The organism is Neisseria sp. DTU_2021_1001991_1_SI_NGA_ILE_055 (genome assembly GCF_032342915.1).
Classification (GTDB): Bacteria; Pseudomonadota; Gammaproteobacteria; order Burkholderiales; family Neisseriaceae; genus Neisseria.
This window is the reverse complement of the sequence record NZ_CP135440.1, coordinates 551,422-574,767: the sequence shown is the minus strand read 5'-3', so window position 1 is coordinate 574,767 and position 23,346 is coordinate 551,422. Positions and strand designations below refer to the sequence as shown.

The following is a 23,346-nucleotide window of genomic DNA, read 5'->3' as shown; positions in this document are numbered from 1 at the left end:
AATACGGACGGCAAATCAGGCGGGGCCCATGCCGTTGAACACATCTTTTTTCTTCAGCCCTGCCGCGAAGTCGAGCATACGCTGCAAAGGCAGTTTGGCGGCTTCGCCCAGCTTCCTATCCAACAGGATTTCGTTGTGCCCGCTTGTCAGGGCGTGTTTGATGCCACCCAGCGAATTCATTGCCATCCACGGGCAGAACGCGCAGCTTTTGCAGCTTCCGCCGTTGCCCGCCGTCGGGGCGGCGATAAACTCTTTGTCGGGCGCCTGCTTTTGCATTTCGTGCAGGATGCCCAAGTCGGTTGCCACGATGAATTTTTTTTCGGGACGCGATACGGCGGCTTTCAGCAGTTTGCTGGTCGAGCCGACCACGTCGCCCAGTTCAATGACGCTTTGCGGCGATTCGGGATGAACCAGCACCACTGCGTCGGGATGCTCCGCCTTCAACGCCGCCAGCTCCTGCCCTTTAAATTCGTTATGGACGATACACGAACCCTGCCACAACAGCATATCCGCGCCCGTTTCACGGCGGATGTAGTCGCCGAGGTGGCGGTCTGGCCCCCAAATCAGCTTCTCGCCGCGAGATTTCAGATACGACACGATTTCCAACGCCACCGAAGACGTGACCACCCAGTCGGCACGCGCCTTCACAGCGGCGGAAGTGTTGGCGTACACCACCACCGTGCGGTCGGGGTGTTGGTCGCAAAACGCCGAAAACGCTTCTTCCGGGCAACCCAAATCCAAAGAACATTCCGCTTCCAAATCAGGCATCAGCACCGTTTTTTCAGGGCAGAGGATTTTCGCGCTCTCGCCCATGAAGCGCACACCCGCCACCACCAGCGTACCGGCTTCGTGTTCCGCACCGAAACGCGCCATCTCCAGCGAATCGCCCACGCATCCGCCCGTTTCCAAAGCCAAATCCTGAATCAGCGGATCAACATAATAATGCGCGACCAAGACCGCGTTTTTCTCTTTCAGCAAAGCCTTGATTTCATCTTTCAGACGACCTGCTGTTTCGCGGTCGGGCGTGTCGGCAACCTTAGCCCACGCCTGACGGATTTGGCAGGCAGAAGTCGGCGTTTGGATGAGGGGCATATCGTAGTCGAACGAGCGGCGGGCGGCGGTTTGCATGATGTTTCCTTGTGGCTGTTTTTTCAGACGGCATAAAGGTTTGCCGTCTATGTTTCAAATAGTTTTTATATTATGCTCAACTTGAGTATAATATGCAAGGTCGTCTGAAAACCGCTTTGGTTTACAATAAGGTTTTCTCTTAAATGAAAGCCACGCATGGATGCCTATCCTGAAACAGCAGCCAATACGCAAAGTATCGTCGAACTGGTTCCTGTACTGATCGCCATTACAAACGGCAGCTTGAGGGTTTTGACCGTTGCCCAAGGAGCGCTGCTGCCCAACGGCCTGCTTGCACCGCTTCGCCACTCCTTGCAGGCGGGGGTCAGGATGTGGGTCGCCAAGCAGACATCTCAGCCCATGGGTTATGTAGAACAGCTTTACACATTTGTCGATACGCGCCGTCAAAACGAGCAAGGCCTGCCTGTCTTGTACGTCAGCTATCTGGGGCTGGTGCGCGAGGCCGCCGACAGCATCCTGCATCCCGACGCGAAATGGCAGGACTGCTACGGCTATTTCCCGTGGGAAGATTTGCGTACCGACGGCGGGCAGCGCGATGCCATCGTCAGCCGCCTGCGCATTTGGGCAAACTCGGCGGACACGGAGGAAGTGCGCCAAAAGCGGCTCAAGCGCATTCACTTGTGCTGGGGGGTTGAGCCGGAAAACTGGTCGGAAGAATACGTTTTGCAACGCTATGAAATGCTGTATGAAAGCGGCCTGATAGCGGAAGCCGCCGAGCCGCAGGCAAACTTCGACTTCGCGCTCACGGGACAGCCCATGCGCCACGACCACCGCCGCGTGTTGGCGACCGCCCTGTCCCGCCTGCGCGCCAAAATCAAATACCGCCCCGTGATTTTCGAACTGATGCCGCCCGAATTCACGCTGCTGCAACTGCAAAACAGTGTCGAAGCCATCAGCGGCAGATTGCTGCACAAGCAAAACTTCCGCCGCCAGATTCAGCAGCAAAACCTCATCGAGCCGTCAGATACCGGCGTATCGGGCAGCAAAGGCCGCCCCGCGCAGCTTTACCGCTTCCGCGACGACGTCCTGCCCGACAGGCTGATTTCGGACATCGGACTGCCGCTGGGCAGCGGTTAGCCCGTTTTCAGACGACCTACCTATAGTGGATTAACAAAAATCAGGACAAGGCGAGGCAACGCCGTACTGGCTTTTGTTAATCCACTATAAAATGAAGTTTTGCCCCATCGGTACAACATCAATCTTTTTCAACAAAGGAAACCCCATGCCGTCTGAAAACACCCTCTTTCCCCTGCCCGACACCCTATTGCGCCCCATGGTGGAACAAGCCTTGAGCGAAGACTTGGGCAGGCGCGGCGACATTACGTCCGCTGCCGTCATCGCGCCCGACAAAACCGCCAAACTCTTCCTCGTCAGCCGCGAAGACGGTGTTATCGCCGGTATGGACTTGGCGCGCCTCGCCTTTCAGATGATGGATCCGTCCGTCCGCTTCCAAGCCGAAATCCAAGACGGGCAAACCGTCCGCGCAGGTCAGACGCTTGCCGCGGTCGAAGGCAACGCCCGCGCCCTGCTCGCCGCCGAACGCACCGCGCTCAACTACCTCACGCACTTGAGCGGCATCGCCACCGCCACCACACGTGCCGTTGCCGAAGTCGCCGAATACGGTACAGACATTGTGTGCAGCCGCAAAACCATCCCCCTGCTGCGCGTCCTGCAAAAATACGCCGTCAGGGCAGGTGGCGGCGTGAACCACCGCATGGGCTTGGACGACGCCGTGCTCATCAAAGACAACCATCTTGCCTATTGCGACAGCATCGCCCAAGCCGTGCAGCAGGCAAAACAGGCGGTCGGACCGTTGACCTGCGTGGAAATCGAAGTGGACACGTTGGCACAACTGGACGAAGCCATCGCGGCGGGCGCGGAACGGATTTTGCTGGACAACATGGACGACGAAACCTTAAAAGAAGCGGCAAACCGCTGCCACACACAAACCGCCCACACACACACCATTTATTGCGAAGCATCGGGCGGCATCGGCTTCGACCGCCTGAAACGCGTGGCGCAAACCGGCGTGGACGGCATCGCCCTCGGTTATCTGACCCACAGCAGCCGCTCGTTGGACATAGGTTTGGATTTCGTGGCTTAAGTTCGAGTTGGCTATAAAGCAAAAGACAAGGTATTGCACTATCAAGTAAATTATATTTCTTGATACATATCACAATTATTCAGGTTGAGATCTTTGCAAAAATTCCCTAAATTCCCATCAAGACATTTGGGGATGTGAAGGATTTTGCAAGAATTCCTTTATTACTAAGCAAAATGGATAATTACTTGCAGGAAATAAAAAATCCTCTTTCCCAAAAGGAAAGAGGATTTTTCAAGCTTGCTAAATTGCTTATTTCTTTTCTTTAGGCATTTGAGATACCAATGACAAGTTGACATCCAAGCCTTCGATTTGGAAGTGTGGGCGGGCAAACAGGCGGACTTTGAAGAAGCCCGGGTTGTCCTCGATATCTTCCACCAATACTTTTGCTTCTCTCAACGGATGTGTGGCCTGCAGCTCATCGCTCGGGTCGGTCATTTCCGTTACCAGGGTATTAATCCAAGTATTCAGTTCCAACTCAAGCATGCGGCGGTCTTTGGTGGTACCGATGTTTTCACGCTGGATTAGTTTGAGGTAGTGCGCCAAACGGGAAAGCAGGAAGACGTAAGGCAAACGGGCGTTGATACGGCTGTTTGCAGTTGCTTCTTTGGTTTCATACAACGCAGGTTTCTGTGTCGAGTTGGCGGAGAAGAAACAGGCGTAATCGCGGTTTTTATAGAAAGACAATGGAATAAAGCCCAGATTGGCAAATTCAAATTCACGGGTTTCCGGAATCAGGACTTCTGTCGGGATTTTCATTTGATTGCCGGTACCCAAGTCATACATGTGAATAGGCAAGTCTTCAATCAAGCCACCGGCCTGCGGGCCGCGAATCTGAACACACCAACCGTTATTGATGAAGCTACGCACCATATTGGCGGCAAAGGCGAATGATGCATTTGCCCACAAATAGCGGTTATGTTCCGTACCTTTTACCTGTTCTTCGTAATTGAAGCTGCGGACAGGCACGGTATCGCTGCCGTACGGCAGACGGGCGAGGAAGCGGGGAAGGGTCAAGCCGATATAGCGTGCATCGTCTGTTTCGCGGAAGCTTTTCCATTTGATGTATTCGGCACGATCCATGTAGTTGGCCAAATCTTGGATGGCGGCCACTTAATTGAAGGTCATACCGATAATGTTGGAAATCCTGTTTCCAATCAGCAGTTGTCAGAAAAACGGGCTCAATCCGTCAAAGATTGGTTGGTGATTTCTTCCAATGTTCCGGAAGGCAGGTTTGAAGTCAAAGGTTTGGGCGATACCAAACCGATTGCAGACAATCAAACAGAAGACGGTAAGGCCAAGAACCGTAGGGTTGAGATTATCCTTATTCCCTCGGCAACACAGTAATTCAATGCAGCACAAGTTGCTTTAAGCCTTAAAACTTAAAGCGTTTTTAATAAAACTAAGGAGTAAAAATATGGCAATTCCTGCTTATATGTGGCTGAAAGACGATGGCGGTTCCGCTATTAAAGGTTCCGTTGACGTTCACGGCCGTGAAGACAGTGTTGAGATCGTTGAGTTCCAACACAACGTCCGCATTCCTACAGATGCCAATACTGGCAAACTGACAGGTACCCGCGTTCATGAACCTATCGTATTGTACAAAGAATACGATGCGTCTTCTCCATACTTGTACAAAGCGGTAACCACCGGTCAAACTTTAAAAGAAGTAGAAATCAAGTGGTATCAAATTGATGCATCTGGTCAAGAGAAAGAGTACTTCAATACCAAACTGGACAACGTTAAAGTTGTCGCAGTAGGTCCTGTAATGCACAATATCAAAGACCCTGCACGCGAGCGTTACAACCACTTGGAACGCGTTGAATTGCGCTACGAAAAAATCACTTGGACTTATAAAGACGGCAACATCATTCATTCCGACAGCTGGAACGAAAGCCGCGCTTAATCATCCACATAAAGTGCTGCCTGATAAAGGTAGCACTTTTTTATAACACATTTTTACATCAGGGATATCAAATGTCTGCACATGATCAAGCCTTATTATTACGTCGTCTGAATACGCATTGCCAACAGGCAATGGAAGCCGCCGCCGGTTTATGTCAAACACGGGGTCATGCCGAAATTACGGTTGACCATTTGTTTATCAAGTTATTGGAATTAGGGGATGGCGATGTCGGCGCCTTATTGAGACGTTACGAAATTGATTCGGAAAACATCTGGAACCCTTTGCTGGACACGATGGACAAACTGCCGCGCAATGTCCGCGGTAATCCTTCACTGTCCAAATCACTGGTCAGCCTATTGTCAGACGCATGGCTGCTGGCAAGTGATGAAGGCGCATCGGAAATCCGTTCCGCTTATCTGTATCAGGCATTGTTGAAATCCCCTTACCGTCTGATGACGCAGGATGCATGGCCGCTGTTGAGTCTGACGGAGACCCAAATAGGCCGTCTGAAAACATGGTTGGATGAAGTCTCCATCGAAGGCACCAACAATACGTTTGCCCAAATTTCTGCCGAAGAAGGCCAGGACGGCACTCAGGCAGAATCCAAATCACAACCGGTTAAAGCAACCGGACAAAACGATGCATTGGCTCGCTTTACCGTCAACCTGACTGAAAAAGCAGCCCAAGGCGGTATCGACCCCGTATTTGGCCGCGAAACAGAAATCCGCCAAATGATGGATATTTTATCGCGCCGCCGTAAAAACAATCCGATTTTGGTCGGCGAACCAGGTGTCGGCAAAACCGCACTGGTAGAAGGCCTGGCCTTGAAAATTGCCTCAGGCGAAGTGCCTAAAATATTAGAAAACACACAGGTATTGGTCTTGGACTTGGGCCTGCTGCAGGCAGGTGCGGGTGTCAAAGGCGAATTCGAACAACGCCTGCGTAACGTGATTGAAGCCGTTCAAAATTCCGAAGAACCCATCTTATTGTTTATTGACGAAGCGCATACCTTAATCGGCGCCGGCAACAGCGCCGGTGGCGCAGATGCCGCCAACCTCTTAAAACCGGCCTTGGCACGCGGCGAATTGCGCACTATTGCCGCCACAACCTGGAGCGAATACAAACAATATTTTGAAAAAGATGCCGCATTGGAGCGCCGTTTCCAAATGGTCAAAGTAGAAGAGCCCGATGACGAATCAGCCTTTACCATGCTGCGCGGCTTGAAACAGCGTTATGCCGCCTACCATAAAGTCCATATTCAGGATTCCGCAGTCATCGCAGCCGTGCAACTCTCCAGAAAATACATTACCGGCCGCCAGCTGCCCGATAAAGCCGTAGACTTGTTGGATACGGCCGCCGCCCGTGTCCGCATGAGCTTGGATACCGTTCCCCATATCTTCGGCTTGATGGAGGCACAGGCCTCCTCGCTGCAACGGGAATTGGAAGCATTGGATGCCGACAAACAACTGGGCCGTCTGAACGCATCGCAAGAAGAAAACATCCGACAAGTCGAGCAGGAAATTGCCCAGCTGAACGAACAACGCGAAGAAATGAACCGCCGCTATCAGGAAGAAAAACAATTGGCGGACGAAATCCAATCCTTAATGGAAGCCGCCAAAAATACAGAATTGACTTCCGAAGAGCGGGAAGCCGCACAACAAAGCCTGACCGAGAAACAGCAACAGCTGGATGCCGTCGTCGCAGGCAAACCGCTGATTTTTACCAGCGTCGATGAAACCGTGATTGCCGACATTATCGCCGACTGGACAGGCGTGCCCGCAGGCAGCGTACTCAAAGACGAACTGGCTAACCTGCTGCAGCTCGAAAGCCTTCTTGAGCAACGCGTAGTCGGACAAAGCGAAGCCATCCATGCGATTGCGCAAAGTTTAAGGGCCGCTAAAGCCGGCCTGAAAACCAACGACTCCCCGTTGGGCGTATTCCTGTTGAGCGGCCCATCCGGTGTCGGCAAAACAGAAACCGCCCTGGCATTGGCAGACGCACTCTTCGGCGGTGAAAAATCACTGATTACCATCAACCTGTCCGAATACCGCGAAGCACACACCGTTTCCCAACTTAAAGGCTCGCCTCCGGGTTATGTCGGCTACGGCGAAGGCGGCGTATTGACCGAAGCCGTACGTCAAAAACCATACAGCGTCGTATTGCTGGACGAAGTCGAAAAAGCCCATAAAGACATCCTCAACCTCTTCTACCAAGTCTTCGACAAAGGCATGATGCGTGACGGCGAGGGCCGGGAAATCGACTTCAAAAACACCGTTATCCTGATGACTTCGAACTTGGGCGCAAACGAACTGACCCAGTTGCTGAAACCGCAAGAGCCAGAAGAGGCAGAAGAAGCCGCTGCAGAAGAAAACCAAGAAGCAAATGGACAAGAACAGATCGCCGATACCAAAGTAGAACTTTCTGCACAAATGCCGGAAACCTCCCCTGAGCACACCGAGGTTTCAGACGGCCCTACCGAAGCAGAAGAAGCACCCGAATACAGCTTGGAAGAACTGGCGGAAGCCATCCGTCCGATACTGACAGACCACTTCCAGGCCGCATTGTTGGCGCGCATGCAGGTCGTTCCTTACCGTCCATTGGAAAAAGAAGCATTGGCCCAAATCGTCAGATTGAAGTTGGATAAAATAGCAGACCGGCTGTATGAAGCCCATCAAACGCGCCTCAGCTACAGTGAGGACTTTGCGGCGCTGCTGGCCGATTCCTGTACGACCGGCGACAGCGGTGCGCGCAACATCGACCACCTGCTGAACCGTCAGGTGATGCCGGCGATAGCCCAAAGCTTTTTACAATGGCAGCAGACGGCGGGTCATATGCCGGAGCGAGCGAGCTTGGAGGTTGGAGAAGAAGGTATAGACGTTTTGTTTGAATAAGGCGGAGTAAGAATGAAATGAAATAGCCCTAAAATCTTGGATGTCTGATAAAAACTTATTCAAAAATTCAGTGCAAGCTGGGTTCTGTATGTGACAGGACTCAGCTTTTCAATTTCAAACTGCAATATTCCCGATTGTAGTAGTTCATATAATCATCTATCTGTTTCATCAATTCGTACACAGTCCATTTTCCCTGCTGATAGAAACATTCCGTCTTCAATACCGCAAAGAAGCTCTCCATAACGAATCATCCCAACAATTCACCTCACGCAACATGCTCTAATTGGAATCCCTTCCCCAATACTCTACATGTATGACAACAATTTGCTATAATACAAAACTCATTTCAACCCCTCATTCGAAATTCCATTTTCAGACGGCCTTTGTCTGTTTATAAGGCCGTCTGAAATGTTTTCCGTCCATCCTCTTCTGCCGAACTATGATTCCATCTGATTTCATTGACGAGCTTTTGTCCAAAGTCGATATTGTCGATATTATCGACGAGCAGGTTCCGCTGAAGAAAGGCGGGGCGAACTATATGGCCTGCTGTCCGTTTCACAAGGAAAAGACGCCGTCGTTTTCGGTCAGCCCGACCAAGCAGTTTTACCATTGCTTCAGTTGCGGGGCGCATGGTTCGGCGATTGGTTTTGTGATGGAACATCAGGGGCTGTCGTTTCCGGAGGCGGTGCAGTTTTTGGCTGATCGTGTCGGTATGACGGTGCCTAAAGTGCGCGGACAGGAAGACAATCCCGAAATCCGTGCCGAACGCAAGAAAAAACAGCAGACTTTGGAAGAAACGACGGCGGCGGCAGCGGATTTTTACGCGCAACAGTTGAAATTCAATCCGGCGGCGAAGACTTATTTAGACAAACGCGGCTTGAGTGCGGAAGTCATCGCGCATTACGGTTTGGGCTATGCGCCCGACGGCTGGCAGCCTTTGGCACAAGTGTTCCAACCCTATCCGAATACTGCGTTGGTGGATACGGGCATGGTCATTGATAACGAAGGCAAACATTACGACCGCTTTCGCCATCGGATTATGTTCCCCATCCGTAATCCTCGCGGGCAGGTCATCGGCTTTGGCGGCCGCGTATTGGACGACTCCAAACCCAAATACCTCAACTCGCCGGATACGCCTTTGTTCGATAAAGGGAAAAATCTTTACGGGCTATATGAAGGGCGTGCTGCCGTTAAAGAGGCCGGACGGATTTTGGTGGTCGAAGGCTACATGGACGTGGTCGCATTGGCGCAGTTCGGCATCGGCTACGGCGTGGCGGCTCTAGGTACGGCAACCACGGCGGAACATGTCAAAATCCTGATGCGTCAGGCAGACAGTATTTATTTTTGTTTCGACGGCGACAGTGCAGGACGTAAAGCGGCTTGGCGCGCTCTGGAAAATGCGTTGCCGCAATTAAAAGACGATAAATCGCTGCATTTTCTCTTCCTGCCCGAAGAACACGACCCCGACAGCTACATCCGCGCCTACGGTAAGACGCAATTTGAAGATGCCTTGTTAAACCAAAGCAAGCCCCTATCGGAATACTTTTGGGAACATCTTTCAGACGGCCTCAACCTTAATACACAAGAAGGCAAAGCAGAATTGGTCAAAACCAGTTCTCCGCTTTTAGCGCAAATTACCGCGCCGGCATTGGGCTATCTCCTGAAACAAAAACTCAGCGAGTTGGTGGGCATTGATCCTGACAACCTCGCCCAGTTACTCGGACAAGAAGCGCCCAAGCGGCACGTTAAACAAAAAAGTTACAAACTGCCGCCCATTTCTGTCAAACAGCCAACCATGCTGACACTGGTGCAAAGGCAAATACGCAGCCTCTTGATAAATCCGGCTTGGGCTTCATATATAGACCTGCCCGATTATCTGGCTTTAAGCGGCGACTTTGCCTGCCTTGCCAATCTAGCCGAAACCATCAAGAATCACGCCACGATTCCGGCAACCGCACAAGTGCTGGAATATATGCGCGGCTCGCCTTATGAGGAAACCGTTAATCAAATCTTTTTATCAACCCTTCACTCTGAAGAAATGGAAGGGGATGACGAAGAAGATTGCGAAAGTTTCCAAATCGGCATGAAAAAGTTGTTAAATGAATTAAAATACAGTCAAATCGAAACTTTAAAGCAAAAAAGTATTCAAACCGGTTTGACCGAAAATGAAAAAAGACTATTGCTGTCGCTTTTGACGGCAAAGCAAAACTAACCCCTCAGGCCGTCTGAACAATCTAAATACACGCTGCGAAGCATGACACGCAGAACACTCCATCCGTAATATTTTCAGACGGCCTCAGAGTATTAAAGTGAAATCTGATTTCACAACAAAAAGCTCTGCTCCGCCTTCAGGTACGGCCACATCACCGTAAACCGTCGGCATCCTATCAACCTAGAGAGCAATCCATGTCTAAAAACCAAAACTACGAAGAATACCAAGACCAAGATGACAACCGTCCCTTGAGTATCGAAGAGCAGCGCGCCCGTCTGCGTCAACTCATTATTATGGGTAAAGAACGCGGCTACATCACTTATTCCGAAATTAACGACGCGCTGCCTGACGATATGTCCGACGCCGAGCAAATCGACAACATCGTCAGCATGATTTCCGGCTTGGGTATCCAGGTAACCGAACAGGCTCCCGATGCTGAAGACATCCTCTTGAGCGACAATGCCGCCGCCCTGACCGACGACGATGCCGTTGAAGAAGCCGAAGCGGCACTTTCCAGCGCAGATTCCGAATTCGGCCGTACAACCGACCCTGTGCGCATGTATATGCGTGAAATGGGCCAAGTCGATTTGTTGACACGCGAAGACGAAATCATCATCGCCAAAAAAATTGAAAATGCACTGAAAAACATGGTGCAGGCAATCTCCGCCTGCCCAGGCTCGGTTGCCGAAATTCTGGCGTTGATCGAGCAAGTCCGCAATGATGAAATCCGTGTGGATGAAGTGGTTGAAGCCATCATCGACCCTAATGAAGTTTTGTTAAACGAATTGGGTCTGGGTCATTTGGAAAATGCCAAACCTGACGATGAAGAAGGCGAGACCGACAGCGAAGTCGAAGATGACGACGAAGATGATGAAGATGACTCCGGCAGTGATTCCGAAGCCATGTCCGCCGCCCATTTGGCCGAACTGAAACAAAAAGTGTTGGAACATTTCGCCTTTATCGAGAGCGAATACGGCAAAATGATCAAGCAGCTGGAAAAACATGGCAGCCAACACGCCAACTACCTGAAGCACCGCGATGCCATTGCCAACAAACTGTTGGAAGTCCGTTTTGCCACACGTCAAATCGAAAACCTGAGCAGCAACCTGCGCAGCCGCGTTGAAAACATCCGCAAACTCGAACGCGAAATCCGCGATATCTGTATCGACCGCGTCCGTATGGATCGCGACTACTTCATCGAAAACTTCCTGCCTGCCATTACCGATTTGGAATGGGTTGAAAAAGAAGTAGCCAAAGGCCGTGTATGGGCAAACGCGTTGGATCGTTTCCGCCACGCCATCCTCGAAAAACAAACCGAGCTGGCAAATATGGAAGCCGAAACCCGCATTTCCATCGAAGAGTTGAAAGAAATCAACAAAAACATGGTGTTGAGCGAGAAAGAAACCTCAGCAGCCAAACAGGAAATGATTCAGGCCAACTTGCGTTTGGTTATTTCTATTGCTAAAAAATACACCAACCGCGGCTTGCAGTTCCTTGATTTGATTCAAGAAGGCAATATCGGTCTGATGAAAGCGGTGGACAAATTCGAATACCGCCGCGGCTACAAGTTCTCGACTTACGCCACATGGTGGATCCGCCAAGCGATTACCCGTTCCATCGCCGACCAAGCGCGTACTATCCGTATTCCGGTTCACATGATTGAAACCATCAACAAAATGAACCGTATCTCGCGCCAATACCTGCAAGAAACCGGTGAAGAACCTGATTCCGCCAAACTGGCCGAGCTGATGGAAATGCCGGAGGACAAAATCCGCAAAATCATGAAAATCGCCAAAGAGCCGATTTCCATGGAAACACCGATTGGCGACGACGACGATTCGCACTTGGGCGATTTCATCGAGGATGCCAACAACGTTGCGCCGGCAGAAGCTGCGATGTACACCAGCCTGCACGAAGTAACCAAAGAAATCCTCGAAAGCCTGACACCGCGCGAAGCCAAAGTGTTGCGTATGCGTTTCGGTATCGATATGAATACCGACCACACGCTCGAAGAAGTCGGCAAACAATTTGACGTAACCCGCGAACGTATCCGTCAAATCGAGGCTAAAGCCCTGCGTAAGCTGCGCCATCCTACCCGCAGCGACCGTCTCCGCAGCTTCCTCGACAGCGAAGAAAACAAATCATAAAAGCAAACCGCAGGTTGAAAGACCTGCGGTTTTTATTGGAATGTAAAAAGGCCGTCTGAAAACCAAATCTCAAAAGATTTAATGGTTTCAGACGGCCTTACATTTATTTTGATAATTTATTCAGCCTCAGTGGTTTTCTTTTTCGGACGGCGGCGTCGGCGTTTAGGTTTGCCATCGGTTGAGCCACTTTGATTCTGACGTTTGCGCTCATTGGCCGCAGTCATTTGCTGACGGGTTTCTTCATCGGCATGTTGGAAAGTTGTCCACCAAGAAGCCATCTCTTTATCAACCTCGCCAACTTCGCTACGCAAAATCAGGAAGTCATAAGCAGCACGGAAACGGGCTTGTGCCAACAGACGATACGGGCGCGCACCGCGCATATTGTCGAATTGCGGCTGAAATTGCCAGATTTCACGCATGGTTGCAGAGAATCTTTGCGGTACACCCCAACCTTTCTCCACCGTATCGCGCATGGTATTCATCGCATCCATCAACGCAGGAACAGGTTTTTGTCCATGGCTTAGATTACGTTGCCAAATAGCGTTTAGTGTCGGCCATAATACCGCCGCCAATACAAAACCGACGGAAACGGACTTATCCGCACGAAGACGCTCATCGGTATTTTTCAAGGCCAACATAATCATACGTTTGTCGGCTGCTTCGGCAGTTTTTAAGGCATCTAAAAGCGGATGGATGCCTTCGGGAATACCCAACTCGTTCAACCGTTTCAAACAGGCACGGGAATGGCCGGAAAACAGGATCTTCATGATTTCGTCAAAAAGACGGGCCACCGGCTCATTTTTCAGACGGCCTGCGTATTCGGCAATCGGCAAAGCCGTTTGCTCTTCCACTTCAAAGCCCAACTTGCCCGACAAACGGACCGCGCGAAGAATACGGACGGGATCTTCCTGATAGCGTTCGGCAGGATTACCTATCATCACCAATTTCTTATCGGCAACATCAGCCACGCCTTGATGAAAATCCCAAATTTCCTCTTTAATCGGGTCGTAATACAGCGCATTGCACGTAAAGTCGCGGCGCATGGCATCTTCTTCAATGCTGCCGTAAGTATTGTCCTTCATAATGCGGCCTTGCGCATTCTGCTGAACCTTATCGCCACCGCGAAACGTCGTCACTTCAATAGTTTCGGGGCCAATCATCACATGAACGATTTGAAAGCGACGGCCGATAATGCGGCTGCGGCGGAATATTTTACGGATTTGCTCCGGTGTGGCATCGGTTGCAATATCAAAATCTTTGGGCTCAACCCCGAGCAACAAATCCCGAACGGCTCCCCCTACAACATAAGCCTGAAAACCGGCTTCATGCAGGCGTTTGGAAATTTTCTCAGCGGCAAAGCTCAACATATCCGCGCGGATACCGTGTTGCTCAAGCGGAATAATCTCCTTTTCGGGCAACAACTTGACGTGTTTTTTAGGCAACACTTTATGCAGCCATTTTTTTAACATAAGCAGCTCTTTTCACAATAAAAAAGGCCGTCTGAAACTTGTCTGGCTTAAGCCTTTGCACAATATTCTGCCGCAGAAGGAGCAAAACATTGAGCAAAGGCTTCAGACGGCCTAAAAAAGACGTGCCATTATACCTTATGGAAGTTCGATTAATTAGCGTATTGGCAAAAAATATCGGCTATAATGACGGTCTAACAACGATTCAGGCAGAACATCATGTACCACTACAAATCCGAAGCTACCCAATTCCTCGACAAACTCATGGAAGACAATCCCGAAATGGAAGCGCAACGCCTCGAAAACCGCCATTTGCTGTGGGATGTAACCCTTAATCCAGCCGAACAGGCTGAATTTGAAGCGGCCAAAGTCAACAAAAAACCTTACACCTACTATCAAGACTAACCCGCATCGGCATGACGACCAACACCCACAATACCGATCCGGCGTTACAGCAGTACCTCAACAGCATCGGTCAACACGAACATCCCGTTTTGACCGCATTGCGTGAGCGTACCCAATCACATCGTCTGGGAAAGATGGCCATCGCCCAAGAGCAGGCAGCTATGTTGGTGTGGTTGGCCAAGTTATTGAATGCCAAAAAATATTTGGAAGTTGGTGTCTTTACCGGTTACAGCAGCACCGCCATGGCGCTCGCCCTCCCCGAAGACGGCAAAATCACGGCTTGCGACATCAATGTAACCTTTACCGATATTGCCCGCGAAACATGGCAGGCAGCAGGCATAGCGCATAAAATCTCGCTTCATCTGCAGCCGGCTTTGCTGACTTTGGACGATTTGATTGCGCAAGGCGAATCGGAAAGCTACGACTTGGCGCTTATCGATGCCGACAAACCGCCTACGCCGAAATATTTTGAACGCTGTTTGCAACTGGTACGGAGTGGCGGCGTGATTGCCATCGACAATATCTTGTTAGGTGGGCGCGTCATGAATGAAGCTGCCGAAAATGATCCGCCCAGCTTGGATATCCTGCGCCATTTCAACCAAAATCTGCCGCACGATACACGCATTATTCCCATTACCCTGCCTATCGGCGACGGTTTGACACTGCTACTAAAAAAATAAAACGACACAATCCGATGAAAACATTTTCACATTCCCTGTTTCTTTTGCCGCTTACTCTATTGGCCGTATCATGCGCCGTTTCCCATCCTCCTAAACCTGCCGACAATCCCAACTTTGTCCTGCCGGATATTCCGCGTGAACCTTTGCATGAAAAAAGTATCCCCTATCCACGCTTGGACGCACAAACCCAGATTGACCACTTGGGCATACAAATCGCCCGACTGGAACGCACGGTTGAAGAATTAAATCAACGCTTGCACACATTGGAACAACAACGAAACATCAAACGTCCGACTACTTCGGCTTCCAAACCAAAAGCCCAGCGATTAGACGACCACAAGCTGAAAATGGACTATTTGGCCAATGGCGGCAGCGTGCCGTCTGAAACAGACTCAGCCGCACAAAACGAACTGCGCCTTTATAATCAGGCGCAAAAATACTATCAGCGCAACAACTTCTCTGCCGCAGTGGCCATTTTGAAAGAGGCTGATGGTGGCAACGGCAGCGAAATTGCCCGCCGCAATATGTACCTGCTCCTGCAAAGCCAACAACGTCTAGGCAACTGCGAATCCGTTATCGAAATCGGCAACCGCTACACCAACCGATTCCGCAACAGCCCGCAAGCTCCTGATGCCATGTACAGCATCGGCCAGTGCCAATACAAACTGCAACAAAAAGACATCGCCCGCAGCACATGGCGCAAACTGATGCAAAGCTTCCCCAACAGCGAAGCGGCAAAACGCGCTGCAATCAGCCTGAAACAAAGATAAACGTTCAGACGGCCCTGTCATCCCCAAGGCCGTCTGAATATTTTTTACCCTTAATCCATTCAAGCAAAAGGAACTCTTCATGATCCAAGTCGGCATTATTATGGGCAGCAACAGCGATTGGCCGGTGATGCAGCAGGCAGCACAATTTCTCAAAGAATTCGGCGTTGAATACGAAGCGCGTGTCGTCTCGGCACACCGTACGCCTGATTTGATGTTTGAATACGCCGAAACCGCACGCGCACGCGGCATCAAAGCCATTATTGCCGGTGCAGGCGGCGCAGCGCATTTGCCGGGCATGGTTGCAGCCAAAACCACAGTTCCCGTCTTGGGCGTTCCCGTTCCCAGCAAATACCTGCGCGGCGAAGATTCCTTGCTTTCGATTGTGCAAATGCCCAAAGGCGTTCCTGTTGCCACATTTGCCATCGGTGAAGCAGGCGCGGCCAATGCAGCGCTGTTTGCCATTTCACTTTTAGCCAATGAAAATCCTGAATTGGCTGAAAAATTGGCGGCTTTCCGTGCCAAACAAGAACAAACCGTTTTAGCCATGGAATTGCCCGAAGCATAACGGACTAAGACCGTCTGAAATTGTAAAAGGAAACTTAGATTTCGTTTTACGCTTTTCAGACGGCCTGGTTTATTGATTAAATTAAATCAACATCATGAAAACGCCGCTATTCGTCCTACTCTCCACCCTGCTTTGTGCCTGCCAAAGCCCAAGCACTTCCGCTCAATCAACTGCCATTCCATCTCAGCAACAAGCCCAAGATACAACCGGCAATCTGATTATCTTCTATGATGACCAAACCGGTTCCGCGCCATTGCTAAAAGCAGTGAAAACCTCTGGTGCAACTTTGGTTTACGAATACAAAAACCTGCACGGTATTGCTATCCGTCCATCTTCCAAGACCAATATTGAAGATGCCATTGCCTATTTCAAAAAAGTAAACGGCGTATTGTCTGTCGAACAAGACCGACTGCTTAAACTTCAATAAATAGATTCGTTCTTTGACCAAATAAAAAAGGCCGTCTGAAACATATCACTACGATTTCAGACGGCCTTTACTTTTTCAATAAATTAAATCATGCCGCTGCCTTGAGCTTTAGGCTTGGCTTGACCGAATTCCAATTTGCTCAGTGCAGACAGATAAGCCTTGGCAGTCGCCACCAACACGTCGGTATCTGCGCCTTGCCCATTGACCACACGGTCACCGCGTTGCAGGCGGACGGAAGTTTCGCCTTGGCTTTCCGTGCCTTGGGTTACCGCATTGACAGAGTAAATCTGCAAGGTTGCGCCACTTTGTGCCACACTTTCAATGGCTTTGAAAATGGCATCAACAGGACCTGATCCGCTAGCGGAAGCGTGTTTTTCTTCGCCGCGAATACTGAACACAATATCGGCGCGCGGTTCTTCTCCGGTTTCAGTGCTGATTTTTTGGGAAATGAATTTGTAGCTTTCGGTATTCATATTGCCCATTTCGTCAGACACCAAAGCATGCAGGTCTTCATCAAAGATTTCGCGTTTTTTGTCGGCGAGTTCTTTGAAGCGGGCGAACGCGGCATTCAGTGCCTCTTCGCTTTCCAATTCAATACCCAAATCTGCCAGCTTGCTGCGGAATGCGCTGCGGCCGGAGAGTTTGCCCAAAGTCAGGCGGTTGGTTGACCAGCCGACTGATTCGGCAGTCATGATTTCATAGGTTTCAGGGTGTTTCAACACGCCATCTTGGTGGATACCTGATTCGTGTGCAAAGGCGTTTGCACCGACTACCGCTTTGTTTGGCTGAATCGGATAACCGGTAATGGTGGACACCAGTTTGGATACCGGCACGATTTGCGTGGTATCGATGCCGGTTTCCAAGCCGAAAAGGTCGTGGCGCACTTTCAACGCCATCACGATTTCTTCAAGGCTGGCATTGCCCGCGCGTTCGCCCAAACCGTTGATGGTACATTCCACCTGGCGCACGCCTGCCTGAACAGCGGCCAGCGAGTTGGCAACAGCCATACCCAAGTCGTTGTGGCAGTGGGTCGACCAGACTACTTTATCGCCGTTGGGCACGCTTTTGATGATGTTACTGATACGCTCGTACCATACGGAAGGGATGGAGTAGCCGACAGTATCGGGAATATTGATGGTGGTCGCACCCGCTTCGATAACCGCCGTAAAGATTTTGGCGAGGAAGTCCAAATCCGAACGCACGGCGTCTTCGGCGGAAAATTCCACATCGTCAGTGTATTCTTTGGCGATTTTCACCGCTTTGACCGCCGCATCGATGACCTGCTGCGGCTTCATTTTCAGTTTGTGCTCCATGTGGATGGGGCTGGTGGCGATAAAAGTGTGAATACGTTTTTTCGGTGCGGGGGAAACAGCTTCGCCCGCTTTGCGCACATCGTTTTCAACCGCACGAGCTAATGAGCAAACTGTAGATTTGGTAATGATTTTGGCAATCGCATTAACCGACTCGAAATCGCCCGGGCTGGCGGCGGCAAAACCTGCTTCAATCACATCGACACCCATCTTTTCCAACTGGCGGGCAATACGGATTTTCTCCTCTTTAGTCATGGATGCACCGGGCGACTGCTCGCCGTCGCGCATGGTGGTATCGAAAATGATAACGCGGTTGGTTTGTGTCATTTCTGTTCTCTCCAGAGATTCGTTTTTTTGTAAAAAAGCATTCAAATCAAGCGGTCTGCCTTGCGCTTCCGCCAAAGCGGTCAGTTTTTGCAACTGAGCCAAAGGCAGGGAACCGCGTGTACGCCATTTATAGATAGCCGCCGTCGTTGCAGCATTTTCCGGGTCGTGCTGCTTCAGGGCTTCGGCCAGCGCGTTTACGCCGCCAAAATAGGCAACCAAACGGTCAATGTCTAATTGCATGATGTTCCTTGTCCAAATCTGATTAAGATTATTGTGTTCTAGTTTTGCATTATACTCATTTTAGACAAAACGACAATCTATTTTTATCAAAATATTGGTATAAATTTTAAAATCTGAGATATTTTTATACATTTTGTCTAATTTAGACTATTAAAAGCTCTTCTCAAACCGAACACATCCTAAATATAGTAAACTAATCCCCTATTTCTCCGATTTGAAACACATTATGCCCCACACCATCCCTACCGACCGCACCGACATCGAATGGCGCAACGAAAGCACACAAAAGCCGCCTAAGCAGGCGGTTTACATACAAGAAGCAGGTGCAGCAGAAATCTTAAAAAATGCCCACGCGCAAACTGCAACCGTTTGGACTGGCGATTTTCATAATGCCAAGCAAGTCTTATCTGCAATGAAAAAACGTATCCGCAGGCCGTCTGAAAAAAAGAAAGGCGCACCTACCGATATTCAGACGGCCTTTCATGCCCACCGTATGAAACAGGCACAACAAAGCCGGTTGCTCAATATGCTTGCCGTCGAAATCCAACCTAATTTTCAACTGGACAATGCGCGTGCACCCGACATCTACGCCGCCTTGTGCGATGTTTACGACACACCAAACGACAAGCCGTTTCTTTTGCCCCTGAATCAATTACTGGGTTTTATCGGTGCACACGAATGGCACAAAAAAGGCATAGACATTCCGCAGCTTAACGGAAAAATCCATGTTCCTTTCGGCGTATTCTCTCCATTGCGTGGCGAGTATTTGGATTTAATCGCACAAGCGCCAATCTCTCCCAATATTCAGACGGCCTTTGACATCGGCACCGGTTCAGGCGTTATTGCCGCCATTTTGGCCAAACGAGGCATACCCGACATCATTGCCACAGACACCAACCCCAAAGCAATTGCCTGCGCCACAGCAAACCTTGAACGTCTAGGCTTAGATAAAGCTGTCAACATCCAATCGATTGATTTATTTCCCGAAACTTGTGCCGACCTTATCGTCTGCAATCCGCCTTGGTTGCCGGCAAAACCGACCTCCGCCATCGAGACTGCCCTTTACGATCCCAATCATGCCATGCTAACTGCGTTCCTCAATGGCGTACGCCAGCACTTAAATCCAAACGGCGAAGCCTGGTTGATTATTTCCGACTTGGCAGAATACTTGCATTTGCGCGATAAAGACTTTCTAAACCAATGCTTTCAGACGGCCTCGCTCAATGTAGTCGATATTTTGAAAACTAAACCGCAACACAAAAAAGCAATAGATGAATCCGATCCTTTGGCGTTTGCCAGAAACAAGGAAACTACTTATCTATACCGTTTGAAAACGATATAAAATCAAGGCCGTCTGAACATTCAGACGGCCTTTAAGCATTTCCACAAAAGAAAACGGCATATCCGTAAAGATATGCCGTTGATGGGAGCAGGGACTGCTATATTTGGCAGTGGTTTGTGTTTTAGTCCTCTTGCGCCGCTGTTTGCAGGTAGTTTGGCAAACCAACTTTGCCAATCAATTCCTGCTGAGTTTCGAGCCAGTCGATGTGTTCTTCGTTGATGTCTTTTTGTTTTTCCAACAAATCACGGCTGACGTAGTCTTGTTGCTCTTCTGCAAGAGCGATGGCTGCAACCAGAGCATCATGTTTTTCATACTCTTTTTTCAGATCGCAGGCAATGATTTCTTCGGTAGATTCACCGATCAACAGTTTACCCAATTCTTGCAGATTAGGCAGGCCTTCCAAGAACAAAATACGCTCGATCAAATCGTCTGCGGATTTCATTTCGCGGATGGACTGTTTGAAGAAGTGTTCGCCCAATTCTTCAAAGCCCCAGTTTTTCAAAATACGGGCATGCAGGAAGTACTGGTTAATGGTAATCAGCAACAAACCTAAGTTTTTGTTCAGCTCGCGAATAACTAAGCGATCGCCTTTCATATTCAGCTCCTTATACGTTATACGCTAGATTACAGTTGGCTTTGGTAGTAGTTGCCTTCGCCGACCAATTCGATCAGACGCAGTTGTTGTTCCAACCAGTGAGCGTGATCTTCTTCAGTGTCTTTCAGTTGGGCAACCATCAAATCGCGGGTAACGTAGTCTTGAGCTTCTTCGCACAATTTGATGCCTTTTTTCAGCGCATCGCGTACTTCGTATTCAGTGTTCAAGTCTGCTTTCAGGCAAGAGATTACGTCAGTACCTACATTTACTGGAGCAGGAGTCATTTTAGGAGTACCGCCCAACATCAGGATACGACGGATGAAGTCTTCAGCGTGAGTAGTTTCTTCTTCCATCTCGTGGTTCAAACGTTCGAACAGTTTGTTGTAACCCCATTCAGAGTACAGACGAGAGTGGATAAAGTATTGGTCGCGAGCAGCCAGCTCACCGGACAACAATTCATTCATGTAATCAATAACTGCTTGGTTGCCTTGCATAATTCTTTCTCTTTCTTTTAAAAGTTGACGATCACGAAATGAAGATTCGTGTGTTGTTACGGAATGAGCGAATTGTATGCACAAGTAGCGGTTTTGACAAATTTTTTATTTAAAATACAAACAATTATCAAAAAATTTAACCCACCCAAAAGGCCGTCTGAAAAATTAATCCCCTGTTTTTAATAATATTTTTTTGACATTAGTATTAAGAATCCATTGCATTATTCAAAAACATTTACATTCGTTAACCATAAATAAAAGCAAATAATCCGACAAAATCAATCAAATTTAATTATGAATTATTCTCAACTGCTTTTGCCTGATTTTTTTGAATCACCCATTCCGTCATCACTTGCGAATCGTGCTATAATCGCCAGTTATCTTTTTTTTAAGCAACCAGCTAAACCTTATAAATCATCATGAAACAAATCCGCAATATTGCCATCATCGCCCACGTCGACCATGGCAAAACCACATTAGTTGACCAATTGCTGCGCCAGTCCGGTACATTCCGTTCCAACCAGCAAGTCGAAGAACGCGTCATGGACAGCAACGATCTTGAAAAAGAACGCGGCATTACCATTCTCGCTAAAAATACCGCCATCGAATACGAAGGCTACCACATCAACATCGTAGATACCCCGGGACACGCCGATTTTGGTGGCGAAGTGGAACGTGTATTGGGCATGGTCGACTGTGTCGTACTGTTGGTTGACGCACAAGAAGGCCCTATGCCGCAAACCCGTTTCGTGACCAAAAAAGCCTTGGCTTTGGGTCTGAAACCGATCGTCGTCATCAATAAAATCGACAAACCGTCTGCCCGTCCAAGCTGGGTTATCGACCAAACATTCGAATTGTTCGACAGCTTAGGTGCAACAGACGAACAATTGGACTTCCCTATCGTTTATGCTTCCGGCCTCTCCGGCTTTGCCAAATTGGAAGAAACCGACGAGAGCAACGATATGCGTCCTCTGTTTGAGACCATCTTAAAACACACGCCTGCACCAAGCGGCAGCGCGGACGAAACGCTGCAATTGCAAATTTCCCAACTGGACTACGACAACTACACCGGCCGCCTCGGTATCGGCCGCATCCTGAACGGCCGCATCAAACCCGGCCAAGTCGTTGCCGTCATGAATCATGAAGAACAAGTCGCCCAAGGCCGCATCAACCAGCTGTTGGGCTTCCAAGGCTTGGAACGCGTACCTTTGGAAGAAGCTGAAGCCGGCGACATCGTGATTATTTCCGGTATCGAAGACATCGGTATCGGCGTAACCATTACCGACAAAGACAACCCTAAAGGCTTGCCGATGTTGAGCGTGGACGAGCCGACACTGACCATGGACTTTATGGTCAACACTTCTCCTTTGGCCGGTACTGAAGGCAAATTCGTAACTTCCCGCCAAATCCGCGACCGCCTGCAAAAAGAATTGCTGACCAACGTTGCCCTGCGTGTTGAAGATACTGCCGATGCCGACGTCTTCCGCGTTTCCGGCCGCGGCGAATTGCACTTGACCATTTTGTTGGAAAACATGCGCCGCGAAGGCTTTGAATTGGCAGTCGGCAAACCGCGCGTGGTATTCCGTGAAATTGACGGTCAAAAATGCGAGCCTTACGAAAACCTGACTGTGGATGTGCCGGATGAAAACCAAGGCGCGGTCATGGAAGAACTCGGCCGCCGCCGCGGCGAATTGACCAATATGGAAAGCGACGGTAACGGTCGTACACGTTTGGAATACCATATTCCTGCACGCGGCCTGATCGGTTTCCAAGGTGAATTTATGACCTTGACCCGCGGTACCGGCTTGATGAGCCACGTTTTTGACGACTATGCTCCGGTTAAACCTGATATGCCCGGCCGACACAATGGTGTATTGGTTTCTCAAGAGCAAGGTGAAGCCGTTGCTTACGCCCTGTGGAACTTGGAAGACCGCGGCCGTATGTTCGTTTCTCCAAACGATAAAGTCTACGAAGGCATGATTATCGGTATCCACAGCCGTGATAACGACTTGGTGGTAAACCCTCTGAAAGGCAAAAAACTGACCAACATCCGTGCCAGCGGTACAGATGAAGCCGTCCGCCTGACCACGCCTATCAAATTGACTTTGGAAGGCGCAGTTGAGTTTATCGACGATGACGAACTGGTTGAAATCACGCCACAATCCATCCGTCTGCGCAAACGCTACCTGAGCGAGTTGGAACGCCGACGCCATTTCAAAAAACTGGACTAATCCTGTTTGATTGACATACTTTAAAATCAAGGCCGTCTGAAAAGTGTTTTGGAAATCCTAGATTTCACTTTTACACTTTCAGACGGCCTTT

Annotated in this window: 21 protein-coding genes; 14 read left to right on the top strand and 7 right to left on the bottom strand. The window is 49.6% G+C overall.

The genetic code is table 11. From position 1 onward, the window contains the following. Positions 1 to 15: 15 nt before the first annotated feature. Positions 16 to 1,128, bottom strand: a complete 1,113-nt coding sequence (gene nadA / locus RRV97_RS02735) for a quinolinate synthase NadA (protein ID WP_003764644.1) — start codon at positions 1,126 to 1,128, stop codon at positions 16 to 18. Positions 1,129 to 1,284: 156 nt separating this feature from the next. Between nadA and RRV97_RS02730 the strand changes: the two genes are divergently transcribed. Both RRV97_RS02730 and nadC read left to right on the top strand, forming a co-directional pair. Next, on the top strand, positions 1,285 to 2,223 hold the full coding sequence (locus RRV97_RS02730) for an NrtR DNA-binding winged helix domain-containing protein (protein WP_315611894.1): 939 nt from the start codon (positions 1,285 to 1,287) through the stop codon (positions 2,221 to 2,223). Between the two features lie 145 nt (positions 2,224 to 2,368). After that, positions 2,369 to 3,250: a carboxylating nicotinate-nucleotide diphosphorylase gene (gene nadC, locus RRV97_RS02725; protein WP_315611893.1), complete on the top strand. Its 882-nt coding sequence runs from the start codon at positions 2,369 to 2,371 to the stop codon at positions 3,248 to 3,250. A 249-nt stretch (positions 3,251 to 3,499) separates the two neighbouring features. Here nadC and tssC read toward each other — a convergent pair whose 3' ends face one another. Continuing rightward, positions 3,500 to 4,360: a type VI secretion system contractile sheath large subunit gene (tssC, locus tag RRV97_RS02720; protein ID WP_315611892.1), complete on the bottom strand. Its 861-nt coding sequence runs from the start codon at positions 4,358 to 4,360 to the stop codon at positions 3,500 to 3,502. On the opposite strand from tssC, the gene RRV97_RS02715 reads away from it, so the two are divergent. The 3 genes from RRV97_RS02715 to tssH all read left to right on the top strand — a co-directional run bounded on the left by RRV97_RS02715 (position 4,346) and on the right by tssH (position 8,044). Next, the gene (locus RRV97_RS02715; protein ID WP_315611891.1) at positions 4,346 to 4,594 is read left to right on the top strand and encodes an OmpA family protein; all 249 of its coding nucleotides are present in this window, start codon (positions 4,346 to 4,348) and stop codon (positions 4,592 to 4,594) included. The two genes, tssC and RRV97_RS02715, sit on opposite strands and share 15 nt — an antisense overlap. A 70-nt stretch (positions 4,595 to 4,664) precedes the next feature. Then, entirely contained in the window at positions 4,665 to 5,153 is a 489-nt protein-coding gene (locus RRV97_RS02710) for an Hcp family type VI secretion system effector (protein WP_107858381.1), read from the top strand. 71 nt (positions 5,154 to 5,224) lie between these two features. Further along, on the top strand, positions 5,225 to 8,044 hold the full coding sequence (tssH, locus tag RRV97_RS02705; protein WP_315611890.1) for a type VI secretion system ATPase TssH: 2,820 nt from the start codon (positions 5,225 to 5,227) through the stop codon (positions 8,042 to 8,044). 100 nt (positions 8,045 to 8,144) lie between these two features. Here the strand turns inward: tssH and RRV97_RS11460 are convergent, their stop codons facing one another. After that, entirely contained in the window at positions 8,145 to 8,285 is a 141-nt protein-coding gene (locus RRV97_RS11460; RefSeq protein WP_141756472.1) for an IS3 family transposase, read from the bottom strand. Positions 8,286 to 8,483: 198 nt separating this feature from the next. Between RRV97_RS11460 and dnaG the strand changes: the two genes are divergently transcribed. Together dnaG and rpoD are read left to right on the top strand one after the other, a co-directional pair. Next, entirely contained in the window at positions 8,484 to 10,256 is a 1,773-nt protein-coding gene (dnaG, locus tag RRV97_RS02700; protein ID WP_315611889.1) for a DNA primase, read from the top strand. Positions 10,257 to 10,450: 194 nt separating this feature from the next. Further along, on the top strand, positions 10,451 to 12,403 hold the full coding sequence (rpoD, locus tag RRV97_RS02695) for an RNA polymerase sigma factor RpoD (RefSeq protein ID WP_315611888.1): 1,953 nt from the start codon (positions 10,451 to 10,453) through the stop codon (positions 12,401 to 12,403). A 116-nt stretch (positions 12,404 to 12,519) separates the two neighbouring features. Here rpoD and RRV97_RS02690 read toward each other — a convergent pair whose 3' ends face one another. Continuing rightward, positions 12,520 to 13,872 carry a polynucleotide adenylyltransferase PcnB gene (locus tag RRV97_RS02690; RefSeq protein WP_315611887.1) on the bottom strand — a complete coding sequence of 451 codons (1,353 nt, stop codon included), beginning with the start codon at positions 13,870 to 13,872 and terminating at the stop codon, positions 12,520 to 12,522. 216 nt (positions 13,873 to 14,088) lie between these two features. Here RRV97_RS02690 and RRV97_RS02685 point away from each other — a divergent pair, with 216 nt between their 5' ends. The 5 genes from RRV97_RS02685 to RRV97_RS02665 all read left to right on the top strand — a co-directional run bounded on the left by RRV97_RS02685 (position 14,089) and on the right by RRV97_RS02665 (position 16,716). Beyond that, positions 14,089 to 14,274 (top strand): DUF3460 family protein, encoded by a 186-nt coding sequence (locus RRV97_RS02685; RefSeq protein ID WP_070461836.1) that lies wholly within the window; start codon positions 14,089 to 14,091, stop codon positions 14,272 to 14,274. A gap of 11 nt (positions 14,275 to 14,285) precedes the next feature. Next, positions 14,286 to 14,954 carry an O-methyltransferase gene (locus tag RRV97_RS02680; protein WP_315611886.1) on the top strand — a complete coding sequence of 223 codons (669 nt, stop codon included), beginning with the start codon at positions 14,286 to 14,288 and terminating at the stop codon, positions 14,952 to 14,954. 14 nt (positions 14,955 to 14,968) lie between these two features. Further along, positions 14,969 to 15,724, top strand: a complete 756-nt coding sequence (locus tag RRV97_RS02675; protein WP_315611885.1) for a tetratricopeptide repeat protein — start codon at positions 14,969 to 14,971, stop codon at positions 15,722 to 15,724. Between the two features lie 79 nt (positions 15,725 to 15,803). Further along, the gene (gene purE, locus RRV97_RS02670) at positions 15,804 to 16,289 is read left to right on the top strand and encodes a 5-(carboxyamino)imidazole ribonucleotide mutase (RefSeq protein WP_003746536.1); all 486 of its coding nucleotides are present in this window, start codon (positions 15,804 to 15,806) and stop codon (positions 16,287 to 16,289) included. A 94-nt stretch (positions 16,290 to 16,383) separates the two neighbouring features. After that, positions 16,384 to 16,716: a hypothetical protein gene (locus RRV97_RS02665; protein WP_315611884.1), complete on the top strand. Its 333-nt coding sequence runs from the start codon at positions 16,384 to 16,386 to the stop codon at positions 16,714 to 16,716. Positions 16,717 to 16,799: 83 nt separating this feature from the next. On the opposite strand, the gene RRV97_RS02660 is transcribed toward RRV97_RS02665, so the two are convergent. Further along, positions 16,800 to 18,593 (bottom strand): 2-isopropylmalate synthase, encoded by a 1,794-nt coding sequence (locus RRV97_RS02660; RefSeq protein WP_315611883.1) that lies wholly within the window; start codon positions 18,591 to 18,593, stop codon positions 16,800 to 16,802. Between the two features lie 226 nt (positions 18,594 to 18,819). Here RRV97_RS02660 and RRV97_RS02655 point away from each other — a divergent pair, with 226 nt between their 5' ends. Further along, on the top strand, positions 18,820 to 19,935 hold the full coding sequence (locus tag RRV97_RS02655) for a class I SAM-dependent methyltransferase (RefSeq protein ID WP_315611882.1): 1,116 nt from the start codon (positions 18,820 to 18,822) through the stop codon (positions 19,933 to 19,935). Between the two features lie 121 nt (positions 19,936 to 20,056). Here the strand turns inward: RRV97_RS02655 and bfr (RRV97_RS02650) are convergent, their stop codons facing one another. Further along, positions 20,057 to 20,530, bottom strand: a complete 474-nt coding sequence (gene bfr / locus RRV97_RS02650; protein ID WP_003680736.1) for a bacterioferritin — start codon at positions 20,528 to 20,530, stop codon at positions 20,057 to 20,059. 29 nt (positions 20,531 to 20,559) lie between these two features. After that, a complete protein-coding gene (bfr, locus tag RRV97_RS02645; protein ID WP_070838080.1) occupies positions 20,560 to 21,024 on the bottom strand; it encodes a bacterioferritin in 465 nt (154 codons plus the stop codon). A gap of 419 nt (positions 21,025 to 21,443) precedes the next feature. Between bfr (RRV97_RS02645) and typA the strand changes: the two genes are divergently transcribed. After that, entirely contained in the window at positions 21,444 to 23,255 is a 1,812-nt protein-coding gene (gene typA, locus RRV97_RS02640) for a translational GTPase TypA (RefSeq protein WP_003746523.1), read from the top strand. Positions 23,256 to 23,346 lie beyond the last annotated feature (91 nt).

Excerpts from the sequence above, each read along its gene's own strand:
- nadA (WP_003764644.1), bottom strand. The coding sequence starts at position 1,128 with ATGCAAACCGCCGCCCGCCGCTCGTTCGACTACGATATGCCCCTCATC.
- RRV97_RS02730 (WP_315611894.1), top strand. The coding sequence starts at position 1,285 with ATGGATGCCTATCCTGAAACAGCAGCCAATACGCAAAGTATCGTCGAA.
- nadC (WP_315611893.1), top strand. The coding sequence starts at position 2,369 with ATGCCGTCTGAAAACACCCTCTTTCCCCTGCCCGACACCCTATTGCGC.
- RRV97_RS02710 (WP_107858381.1), top strand. The coding sequence starts at position 4,665 with ATGGCAATTCCTGCTTATATGTGGCTGAAAGACGATGGCGGTTCCGCT.
- tssH (WP_315611890.1), top strand. The coding sequence starts at position 5,225 with ATGTCTGCACATGATCAAGCCTTATTATTACGTCGTCTGAATACGCAT.
- RRV97_RS11460 (WP_141756472.1), bottom strand. The coding sequence starts at position 8,285 with ATGGAGAGCTTCTTTGCGGTATTGAAGACGGAATGTTTCTATCAGCAG.
- dnaG (WP_315611889.1), top strand. The coding sequence starts at position 8,484 with ATGATTCCATCTGATTTCATTGACGAGCTTTTGTCCAAAGTCGATATT.
- rpoD (WP_315611888.1), top strand. The coding sequence starts at position 10,451 with ATGTCTAAAAACCAAAACTACGAAGAATACCAAGACCAAGATGACAAC.
- RRV97_RS02690 (WP_315611887.1), bottom strand. The coding sequence starts at position 13,872 with ATGTTAAAAAAATGGCTGCATAAAGTGTTGCCTAAAAAACACGTCAAG.
- RRV97_RS02685 (WP_070461836.1), top strand. The coding sequence starts at position 14,089 with ATGTACCACTACAAATCCGAAGCTACCCAATTCCTCGACAAACTCATG.
- RRV97_RS02680 (WP_315611886.1), top strand. The coding sequence starts at position 14,286 with ATGACGACCAACACCCACAATACCGATCCGGCGTTACAGCAGTACCTC.
- RRV97_RS02675 (WP_315611885.1), top strand. The coding sequence starts at position 14,969 with ATGAAAACATTTTCACATTCCCTGTTTCTTTTGCCGCTTACTCTATTG.
- purE (WP_003746536.1), top strand. The coding sequence starts at position 15,804 with ATGATCCAAGTCGGCATTATTATGGGCAGCAACAGCGATTGGCCGGTG.
- RRV97_RS02665 (WP_315611884.1), top strand. The coding sequence starts at position 16,384 with ATGAAAACGCCGCTATTCGTCCTACTCTCCACCCTGCTTTGTGCCTGC.
- RRV97_RS02660 (WP_315611883.1), bottom strand. The coding sequence starts at position 18,593 with ATGCAATTAGACATTGACCGTTTGGTTGCCTATTTTGGCGGCGTAAAC.
- RRV97_RS02655 (WP_315611882.1), top strand. The coding sequence starts at position 18,820 with ATGCCCCACACCATCCCTACCGACCGCACCGACATCGAATGGCGCAAC.
- bfr (WP_003680736.1), bottom strand. The coding sequence starts at position 20,530 with ATGAAAGGCGATCGCTTAGTTATTCGCGAGCTGAACAAAAACTTAGGT.
- bfr (WP_070838080.1), bottom strand. The coding sequence starts at position 21,024 with ATGCAAGGCAACCAAGCAGTTATTGATTACATGAATGAATTGTTGTCC.
- typA (WP_003746523.1), top strand. The coding sequence starts at position 21,444 with ATGAAACAAATCCGCAATATTGCCATCATCGCCCACGTCGACCATGGC.